This window comes from Bifidobacterium sp. POST2/T3 (B1), from assembly GCF_058197115.1.
The window spans coordinates 1-10559 of sequence record NZ_JBVPQK010000079.1 but is presented as its reverse complement, the minus strand read 5'-3'; the positions used below and the strand labels follow the sequence as shown (position 1 = coordinate 10559).

The 10559-nt window shown below is 48.6% G+C and carries 6 protein-coding genes and 1 pseudogene; 3 read left to right on the top strand and 4 right to left on the bottom strand.

Annotation, left to right across the window (positions count from 1 at the left end):
* A partial coding sequence (locus AC0AP0_RS05435) for a glycosyltransferase family 8 protein (RefSeq protein ID WP_490429635.1) occupies window positions 1–558 on the top strand: 558 nt, incomplete at its 5' end.
* A 151-nt stretch (window positions 559–709) separates the two neighbouring features.
* Here the strand turns inward: AC0AP0_RS05435 and AC0AP0_RS05430 are convergent.
* From AC0AP0_RS05430 to AC0AP0_RS05420, 3 genes are all read right to left on the bottom strand, one after another.
* Entirely contained in the window at window positions 710–2644 is a 1935-nt protein-coding gene (locus AC0AP0_RS05430; RefSeq protein ID WP_490429634.1) for a DUF6541 family protein, read from the bottom strand.
* Window positions 2645–2963: 319 nt separating this feature from the next.
* Entirely contained in the window at window positions 2964–4976 is a 2013-nt protein-coding gene (locus AC0AP0_RS05425; RefSeq protein WP_490429633.1) for a cell wall-binding repeat-containing protein, read from the bottom strand.
* A 339-nt stretch (window positions 4977–5315) separates the two neighbouring features.
* On the bottom strand, window positions 5316–6113 hold the full coding sequence (locus AC0AP0_RS05420) for a glycosyltransferase family A protein (RefSeq protein WP_490429632.1): 798 nt from the start codon (window positions 6111–6113) through the stop codon (window positions 5316–5318).
* A 541-nt stretch (window positions 6114–6654) separates the two neighbouring features.
* Between AC0AP0_RS05420 and AC0AP0_RS05415 the strand changes: the two genes are divergently transcribed.
* Window positions 6655–7800: an acyltransferase gene (locus AC0AP0_RS05415; protein WP_490429631.1), complete on the top strand. Its 1146-nt coding sequence runs from the start codon at window positions 6655–6657 to the stop codon at window positions 7798–7800.
* 150 nt (window positions 7801–7950) lie between these two features.
* Here the strand turns inward: AC0AP0_RS05415 and AC0AP0_RS05410 are convergent.
* Window positions 7951–9342: pseudogene (locus tag AC0AP0_RS05410) on the bottom strand (DUF6020 family protein); the annotation flags it as partial.
* Window positions 9343–9774: 432 nt separating this feature from the next.
* On the opposite strand from AC0AP0_RS05410, the gene AC0AP0_RS05405 reads away from it, so the two are divergent.
* Window positions 9775–10559: glycosyltransferase family 2 protein (locus AC0AP0_RS05405; RefSeq protein ID WP_490429636.1), on the top strand; the 785-nt coding region annotated here is incomplete at its 3' end.

Below are 10559 nucleotides of genomic sequence, written 5' to 3'. Positions count from 1 at the left end.
ATGCGGGATCCTTATTCCTACTTCCAGGCAGGCGTACTGTTGCTGAACACTGCTGAGATGCGAAAGCTGCACTCCCTGCCGGAATGGCTGCGGCTGTCTTCAAATACCAGCTTTATCTACAACGACCAGGATGTTCTGAACGCCCAGTGCCAGGGCCGTGTGACTTACCTGGATTGGTCATGGAATGTGATACATGACTGCGACACAAGGTTGGAGCGTATATTCAGCCATGCACCAGCCAATGCCTACTACGACTATCTTCAGTCCCGTGAGCAGCCAAGGATCATTCACTACGCTGGATTTATAAAGCCATGGAATAATGCCAGCTGCGACCTGGCTGACGTGTATTGGTCCTACGCCAGAGAGACCCCCTTCTACGAGAGCCTGATACAACACCTGTCTGGATCCTCCCATAACCAGGTACAGGTGGCACAGCATGAACGCGTGATTGCTGAGGACAATGGACTCCGCAGGTTGGTGGACCCTATCGCCCCAATCGGCAGCGCCCGTCGCGAGATCTTGAAAACGGTAGCCAGGGCAGTGGAAGGTCGGCACTAGCTCCATCCAGACGCTGCCGGTCTTTCTGCGAAGAAGCTCGGCAGCGTCTGATTTCTTTCGTCAGTAGTGCAAGGCGCACTGTTTGTATCTAACCCAATCCGCTAACCGGCAGCTACCTCTCAAGCCCTAAAATATAAGACGCATAGATTGCTCATCTGCATGCGAATCGATATAGATTCCATTGACTCCCTGGCTCATTTGGAGAATCAAGGGCGCTGATTTTTACCAGTGTTCCCCGTTGTTCATATTCATTGATCAAACGGTCATCATGGAAGGGATAGTACTGCGCCCTGTAGGTGAACATACGCAGGCTCGGTGATTGTGGACCCATGGTCAAAAAGTACTTGTTGCTTCTCTCTTCAGGTTGGCTCTTTGCCTTATAGCTGGTCACGACAGGGCACACCGTATGCAGCAAGCGTTCGGAATCACCTGATGCGAATGCACGCTCCACCCTTCCGAACACCTGGCCATTTTTCGTATCCATAGGGTTGTATACTGGATACAACATATCCATTCCGTAGAGAGCCATTCCATACATGGAGCCATTCAAGGGGTCGGACACCACTACAGCATTGTCTTCCACCAAATTGTGTACCTTCTTCAAGGCATAGTATTTATCATGGCTCAATTGCTCTCCTGGAGTTTGGGTTTCGATATCCGTGCTACCAGCGACGATGGTTGACAATTGTTTTTTTGCTGACTCAAAACACGAGCAGAGCACCAACACTACGACAAGAAGCAACGCTGTGATCACACCGACAGGCGAGAGTTGAACCTGGGGTGAAACAGGTCGGAATAGAGCTTGAATCTTCAGGCTCCTGCCAGGACGAGGCTCAAGAAGGCAACGCAGGCCAAAGGCCAACAGGGGAACAACTACCAAAGGTATCATGGTCAGAGGCCGAGTCTCGCCACGGTACCAGGCAGCAGTGATCACGTTGGCCACTGGCCCAGTAAGTGCGGAACTGGAAACAAAGATCAGAGTAGTAAGGAGAAATGCTCCGTCTACAGCAAAGGCATCACGAAAGCGCTCCCCGCAAAGCAACAGGACTGCAATAAAACAGATACAGACCAAAATTGCCATAAAGATGCCTGCAAGACCAGGTATATCGTCAGTCAAAACTGTTTTCACTGCATTGCCAAGACTTCTGGTAGGACGAAAGGTATGAAACCAAGATGAAGGATGTAGGTAATCCTTGCCGTGATCACGGTGAGAGACATAGGCAAAGAAAAGCCCCGCTGCCACCAATATACAGAGCGTGAAACAGACAATGTCTCTTTTGGACATCTTCACCAGTATAAAAGGGCCTATGAAAACCAAATAGGTAAAGGCCACTCGAGGGTGAGCTAATAACATCAGCAAGGCGAGAACAATTGTCAGCAGAGACCAACGGAGTACGTGAGCAACTGTGCGTTCGCTCCGTATAGTGACCGCATCCATTAACCTAAGACTGGAATACATCAGAAAAGGCAGTATCGACGTAGCAAGTCCATAAGCTATGAGTGGCCCGGCGTTCAGCATCCAGTAGGGCTGTGCCACCGATACCACGGATAGCACTGGCACTGCGATATTAAGGATGATCCGACATCTCTTTGATGCATCAGAATAAAAATATGAGCACCACAGCAACATGCCCATGGGAAAGAGAAAACCTGAGGTGACCAGCCATATCAAATTCAGTCCTGTAAATATATTGACCTGAATCCCCAACCAATTCGACACGCAAATTAATAGATAGACCGAACAATGAAACAGGGGCGGGTAGAAACTGTCATTGGGGTTGAGCTCCCAAATGACTGACAAGCCATTCTGCAAAAGCTTACGTATAAAGTAGTAGTGCGAGGGCGCGTCGATAGCCTGGATAGGTAGATTCCACATACTCCAAGTTTTGGGAAACCAACTTACAACAATCAGAAAGGCAAGCAAAAGACCAAAGCAAGAGGATGACAAGATACTAATTAGCATCGGTTGTATAAGAGGAACGATTACCTCGGTCTTAGTTTTTGCGTCTTTCCCCTTGACGGTTTTCCTGATACCGGCATTTTTGATTATCAGATTGTTACCTGATATGGGATGTTCACTTCTCATTCATTCATTTTATTAGCTACATGTCCTAAAAGAGAAATGATTCGCTAGAATTTGGTTTGCTTTCTTTATAATTGGCCTACAGTAACAATCAGTCAAATTGAGAGAGTGGTACGCTTTCATTCCGGCACGACTGTCTAAGCAAATGTAACAATTCATACAAGTTAAATGACTAAATCGCGATTCTATGACGGAATTCATACCTTAAGATAAAACTAGTTTTTTGGTCTTAGCAAAAAATTGGCGACCCCTGACAGTATTACATATCAGGAGCCACCAATGGTTAACTATTTCTGCGTCAACCTAGTGATAATTTAAGCAATCACTGCTTAGTCAACACTGAGGCGATATCAGCTGAAACTGTCTCATTTACTGCATCAGTGCCACCAAGAACATAAGCAATATTGCCCCTGGGGAACCGGAGAGTCGAATTGATCCAGTTCAGTGCGTCACGATTGACGGTAGTATCTGGGCTAACCAAGAGAAGCGGAGCGCCCTTTTTCCCAGCTAATACACCACCAGCAAGTGCGTCAGGGAAGTTTTCACCAGTCGCAAATACCGGATACTGGGGGAACAGATCGTTCCGGTCAAAAGCAAACTTTGCAATCTCAAGCGAAGTCTGATAACGCGTAGCACCACCCAGACGGACAATGCTAGATTCATCAACTCCTGCACTCTTCAGCTGAGCAATTACACTGTTAGGCACAGCGGCAGATCCTCCAGCAATTAAAATATGCGTGAAGCCATACCCTTTGATATTCTTAATAGTACTCGCATCGAGGCCAGTGTTGCCACTCAGGAATACAGGATATTTTTGATGTTGTGCAAGAGCAGAGATTGACAGCGCATCAGTGAAGTTTTCACCAGTAGCTATGATTGCAGTATCATCTTGCCAATTTGCGCCAATCTGCTTCTTTGCCTGAGCAAAGATCTCATTAGCTGTATCCCTACGGGTATCACCTGAAATACGGACAATCTTTGCATTTCGAGCAACCCTCTTCTCAATTTGGTCTACAACACTATCAGAAACTGCAGATTCCCCACCAACAATTACAACTTTCTGAGGCTTCAAACGAGAAATCTGTCCATCCGCGCGAGCAGAAAGCCTGTACGAGTTCGTCAGAATGACAGGAGCATCTGCTAACCCAGCAAGACCGGATGCTGCAAGTGCATCGGGGAAATTATCCCCAGAAGCTACAATCACAGTTTCTTGAGGCGCGCTCTGATAGGCTTCTTCGACAATCTCACCCATCGTGTCGTATCGATCATTGCCAGACAGCCGCTGAATTACACTGCGGTTTTGCGTAACCTGACCAGAATAATGGCCGAGCTTCACGTTATTTTGTGTTGACACATCTGTATCAAACTTAAACGATACACTAGCAGCGCTGGCTGGCGCAGGCCAAGTAACTTTACTGTTATTTGGCCCAACCACACCATTATCGCTATGGCTCGTAATCGGCGCGTAAATCGAGCCGACCTTCACACCATCAAGAATCCAGTCAGTTTTCTTGTCGAATTCATGATCAGGCTTCACCACGATATCCTGATCGTTAGCTTTCAACCCGTCCGGCTTCAATGACAGAATACCAAGAAGAGGTGTTATGTCATTAATTTTGTTTTTGTTAAGATTGAGGTCTGTTAAAGCAGTCAGACTACTCAACGGGTCGACATCTGAAATCCTATTGGTCTTCAAGTCAAGCGTTGTTAACTTATCCAAACCACTAAGAGCAGAAACATCAGTGAGTCTCTGATTCTCAAGAGACAGTGTCTTTAAGCTCTTGAACGAGCCTACAGCTGACAGACCATTGATGAATTGAACTCCATTGCCATTGACCGCGAGAGACGTTAACTTTTCTTTCTGTCCTAGCTGTGTTAGTCCATCAACGATCGGATTCCCAGAAAGATCCAATTCCTCCAACTGATTCAGCTTATTCAACTCACTCAAATCTCGAAGTCCATCGTTCTTCAGAGTGAGAGACTTAGTATTAGTGAAAGCCCTCAAACCTGCTAAGTCAAAAACTTGATCTGTATCTTCCTGATGATCAGAAACGGTTAGACTTAGAGGCTTGTCCTTTACATCCTTAACTAAGGTATTGTCTCCTGTTGTTGTTTCTGAACCATTTGAGAGGTTAATTGAATCCACATTTGTTTTAATAGCATCACGAAGAGCTTTATTTGGCACGCACTGTTGGAGTGTGTTGTCATCTCCGCACTTCGATTCCGTAGCAGCTCGTGCAGGCACAGTCAAAGCACCTACGCATGCAATCAGTGTTGCACCGCAGATTAGGCCGGCTCCCAGCTTCAACGGTAGGGATGTTTTAACTTTTGACAACTTACTCTCCTTCATCGTATAAGTTGTACTACATATCAGTTTCTATTATCGTGAAAGAACCCAACCGGCCCCTTCGTCAACAACACTATACTCCTACATGAGTAGTTGGCAATCTCGAGTGTCATAGAATCTGACTCATCATTGCTTTAATCAGAATCTATAGCTCTGTTGATTAACCGATTGGATTTTGTGGCCCCGCTCCTTCCTGAAACTATATTATATAGTATTACTGACCACTGCCATAAAGAACTGTATATTAAACTTCTGCGTCTAAAGTGCACTGCTCTATTTAAACTAAGTATTTGATTGACACGCACACATTATCCAGTCGAAACCGAATTACAACAACTTATTCAATTCATCGTCTCGAACAGCCTCGTCGAAATCAAGATGGCATCCATTTGCGTTGAGATAGCCGAGTATTCGTTGGAAAACCTGATCGTTGCCTCCGCTCTCAGTATTGACGTGGCAGAGTGCCTCTTCCTGAGTACCGGGTACATATTGCAGAAGTTGATCATCTGTCGAAGCCACTACCGGAATAGGTCGGTTGGCCTCTACTTGCATAATTTTCAACCACACGTCATCCGTGGTGGGGCATAGAGACATGATCAAGTTCTTGTCAAAGGTAGAGTCAGGCATCAAGTGTGGAGGGAAGAGCGTGCCGGCACCAGTCGTAGCAAAAAGTCGCATGGAAGGAACGCCCACCAGACGAGGATGATAATGCGGTGCCTCGTAAATCCAGTCCTCATATTTTTTACGACTGCCGTCTCTGTTGAAAGTGATGAGATGGGTGCGGGAAGCCACTATGGCTTGCGGATAGCGGCGGTGGGCCGCCAGAAGATCCCCAATCATGGTATTCCGGTAGATTAAATCATCATCAACTGTGACAACCAAATCGTTCGGAAATTCGCGCAGAGCCCAATAATATTTCTTGTGCGGTTTCAAATCATCATCGACCCAACGCACCTGGACATCCATCCAAAGCAGATCTTTCAAGCTGGAAGGCAGGTCACGCTCTCCACCTGGAAAATCAGATCGGCAGAGCCAAAGAATGATCAAATCTGGCAGGGTCTTCTGGGCAAGCAGTGACTTTATAGCCAGGTGGACAGTCTCGATGCGGGCAGGGTACGAGGTCATAGAGGCAATGATTCGTGGACGGCCAGGCACCAGGGCCCGACCGCATCGGGTACCAAGACGCCTCAGCCTGTTGCGCTTCTCCCTCAAAGACAGGCACGTAGACATAAACTCCACCTCACCTTCGGCAACCCTATAAAGATAAACACGTCTGGATCGCTAAGAACTTGGATTCCTTGCAGTCAGCATGCCACAAAGTCTAGTTGTACCAGGCTGGGCTCATATTCTTTACCGGTAGGCAACAACGCTCATCAGTTCTCCAACAGCTCGATAGCAGAGCCCTGGATGAAAGCACTGGAAATAGCACCGATTGTTTTATGCATAGCCTGATCATGACGGGAATAGGTAAACATCACTCAATGACCATGTGGGCCACAGTTTCAAGGGGAGTAAAGTCAGTACACAGGTTGAGGTGGTTGGTTGTGGCTTCTGCTGACATTTCAGAATCGAGTATGGAATAGATGTCGGATCCAGTTCTCATCGGCGATTGCGCATGATTACACGCGTGATTAGCTCTGGGGTTTTCACACGAAAGAGGCTGCAGATGAACGACCTGCGAAGAGCTGCTCCTCCTGAACATGCAGTGAGACAAAGAGTCCATAAGGATCGGATCGCTGGCCTGGATCTGGCAAAATCACTGGCGATATTTCTTGTTATTTTTGTACATTACATTTTTTACACCGGTTTTGTCAGCGACACCGCACTGAACAACCTCGCCTCAACTTTTTCAGTCGTCGGAGTGCCCTTGTTCTTTGCTGTCAATGGGTATCTTCTGATGAACTCGCGATTTTCGGCGGACAAGCATCTTCATAAAATCCTTAGGATGGTATTCATCCTACTGGCATGGAAGATCATCAGCTTGCCGATACTCAGTGCCCTGATGCGCAAACGCATAGATTGGAAATCCGTTCCCCAGTATCTTCTGGGTGGCTCTTACGACGTGGTTCCTCTGGGATACTTCTGGTTCATCAATGCGCTGCTGGCCATTTACATTGTTTTCCCCATACTGAAGACTGTCTACGACGACCCGAATGGGAAACGATATCTGGCCTATGTCACGATTGTGCTTGGTGCTCTGATATTTGCTGTAACGCTAGGAGACAATGCCAAAGACATACTGTCGAGCTACAGCGGGCATCAGGTTCCGCAAGTGCTCGCTTCGATCAGCCAATACGACATACTGGGAGACTATGGTTACGCCCTGGTGTATTTCGTTGCCGGAGGCTACGGGCACGATATAGCAGCCTGGCTGTCTCGTCACTTCTCAAGCGCGAGTGCGAAAAACATCTGCCTTTCTTTCGTGGCCCTATTGGCCTGGGGTTTGCTTTTCACTCTGCAACGGTTCCAGGCTCGGACAAAGGGCATATCTTTCGATATAGAGTCCGGTTACCAGAACGTTCTAACCTTTATCCTGGCCATCGCTCTATTCCAGTTATTCATACAGGTCAGGAAAGTCCCGTCAGGCCTGAGTGCAATCGTCACAGCTATTGGTTCCAATACGCTTGGCATCTATTATCTGCATCTGATGCTGATATTGGTGGTTCGTGATCTGGTCCTGCATTTCCATTTATTTTACAAGGCGCCCATGCTCATCAACCTTGTGCTGGTGGCCGCTATTGTTTTGATTGCTGCCTTTATAAGCTGGGTCGGCGGCAAAACCCCCTTCTTCAGACATCTTTTTATCGGCTGAATACAGAGCCCCCAGGGCCAGGGGAGCCATCAGCACTGCATGAAACACATACCTTGTGGGATCCATCCGTCCCGGAACGGAAAACGATATGGGGTATGCGAACAGGCTGAACACTGAAACGAAATAGGGCGCCAGCCGCATGGCCAATACCAGCAAGCGCTCCCTACCACGCCTTCTCCAAGCGGCATACAGAATGAAGAAAGGTACGACCGATGACCAGATAGCCACATAGAAGCAGACATTCAGCACCGGTATGGTTGTCAGCGTCTGGAATGTTTCATCGGCCAGCCGCTGACGCCAATTGGGGCGCGGATCCTTTTGCAGCCGCCAGTATGTATCAGGATTCGTCATGGTCCATGTGTACACGCGCATCACCATGGGATCTTGCTCATACGGGGGTTTCTGGGCCTTGGTGGATTGCGGGCCGACAAAACTCGTCCAGCCACCCTCCAAACAGAAGAAGCCATTCAAATACGACAAGGGATGATGAAGTCCTAAGTCCACCCACAAACGCGCGAAACCGGGCAGGGACTCTTTGGGACCGTTCGCCCCATAGCCGGTAACCGGATCGGATATATAAGGTATGTACTTTGCAGCCATTCCCTCCCAGCCAAAAGGCATCATCTCATCTACCGCTTTTTTCTGGGAATCGGGGATTGCTGTTGGATGATCATGAGCCGTCCTGGACAGCACCTGTACAGGCATGACAATTGCTGCGACCTTCTCCCCTGGCACCACGTGCAGGGCAGGAAAAAGACAGGCAGGTATCAGCATGTTGACAACCAGCCATGTCGATGCCGCCAGGCCAGCGGCAAGAACCTTCATTTTCCTTCGGAAATGGCCGAGAACCAGCAGGAGCAGACTCACCACAATGATGTAAAGGCCCATCTTCTTCGTCAGCGAGCTTAGGAGGGTCAGAACAATGAAAGCGCCGAGAAAACGGGGGTTCTTCAAGGGTTCCAGCCGGCCATCAACCAGCTTTACAAACATGATGGCCCAAGGCAGGAAAAACAGGGCATGAGTCGTATCCTTGCAAACCATCATGGCCATCATGGGAACCAGAGGGAAAAGGCAGAAGAAGGCCGTGCAAATAGCAATGATTCTTTTCCCCATCACCCTTGTGGACATATAGGCCAGCAGCCAGGCGATGCAGAGCGCAAAAAGGATGAACTGGATTATGACATACAAGGAAAAACCGAAGTTCGGACTGCCCGTCAGGAACCGGCCAAGATCGGAAAACCAACCGTAAAGAAAAGTATCAAAAAAAGGATGCCGGTCAGATATTACGCCTGGGGCCTGGCTGAAAGCCGCAATCCCGTAGTATTGGGCCAGCTGATCACCAGTGTCCCAAAAAAGCGAACCCGGGTATAGAAGTATCAGGTACGGAAGCCAGCAGATGAGAATCCGTATGCCATCGCAGAGCACGCCTTTGGGCGATTCAATATGATTGAAATACAGCCGTCGTATCAGGCTGCTTTTTTGCTTTCCGGTTTGGTCATCCGAAAAAGAACCGATCCTATCGGGAAAGCAGAATCGGAACATGGTAGCGAACAAGACCCAGAAGAGCATTCCATAGAGCACGATATTCAGATACAGATGCGCCTGGCCCCATTGAATGGCACCATAGGTTCCTGCGTCGGAAGACAGAGAGAAAAGCACTCCCAGCAGCAAAGGAAAAACGCACCCTTCCATTGCTCTGCCTTGCAGCAACACGTCACGGTTCTTGCCATGTGCGATCGGCCTGATTCGATTCGAACCAGTCCTGCGAAGTCCGACCATGATTCCCTTTGCAACTGATGGATACGTCAATAATGCAAGCTTAACCTCCCGCCTACCTTGCAACACCACCAGGTAGCCGCAGAATACGACCCTGATTCATTGTTGCGTTGATTGGTAAGCTTGTGCCTTGTGGAAGAGATAAGGAAGAACCAGGAAGCACGTGTGGCCGTACTTATTCCCTGTTACAACGAGGAGATGACTATAGGCAAGGTGATCGACGATTTCCGTCGGGCTTTGCCAACGGCCGACCTGTATGTCTTCGACAATAATTCCACGGATGCAACGGCTTCCATAGCAAGGCAACGAAACGCCATCGTCTGCCAGGAACCTCGGCAGGGCAAGGGCAATGTCATCAGAGCCATGTTCGAGGAGGTTGATGCGGATGTCTATGTGCTGGTCGACGGGGATGACACCTACCCGGCCGAAGCGGCGCCGGAGCTTGTCTCCAAAATCCTCCAAGGATATGACATGGCCTCAGGTGATCGTCTCAGCTCCACCTATTTCCAAGAGAACAAACGGCCCTTGCATGGCCTTGGCAATCGGCTGGTCAGATCTTCAATCAACTTGCTTTTCGGAGCCCATCTGACGGATGTCATGACGGGTTTCAGAGCCGTATCCTTTGCCTTTGCCAAAACCTGCCCCGTAACCTCCTCGGGCTTCGAGGTAGAAACCGAAATGACCATTCACAGCTTGGACAACAACCTGCGCATCTGCGAAATCCCCATCCAGTACCGCGACCGTCCGAATGGATCGGTGAGTAAACTGGATACCTTCGGTGACGGGATTAAAGTCATGTCAACCATCTTCCGCATGATACGCGAGTACAGACCTTTGCCATTCTTTGGCATTTCCGGACTGTTGATATCCATGGTCGGTCTGCTGTTGACTCTGAGCGTCATGATTGACTATTGGAAAACCGGCGTGGTTCTACGCTTCCCCACGCTTATCGGATCCGTAATGCTCGTCATCGCCGGCCTGCT

Coding starts and splice junctions, on each gene's coding strand:
- AC0AP0_RS05430 (WP_490429634.1), bottom strand. CDS start 2,644: ATGAGAAGTGAACATCCCATATCAGGTAACAATCTGATAATCAAAAAT.
- AC0AP0_RS05415 (WP_490429631.1), top strand. CDS start 6,655: ATGAACGACCTGCGAAGAGCTGCTCCTCCTGAACATGCAGTGAGACAA.
- AC0AP0_RS05420 (WP_490429632.1), bottom strand. CDS start 6,113: ATGACCTCGTACCCTGCCCGCATCGAGACTGTCCACCTGGCTATAAAG.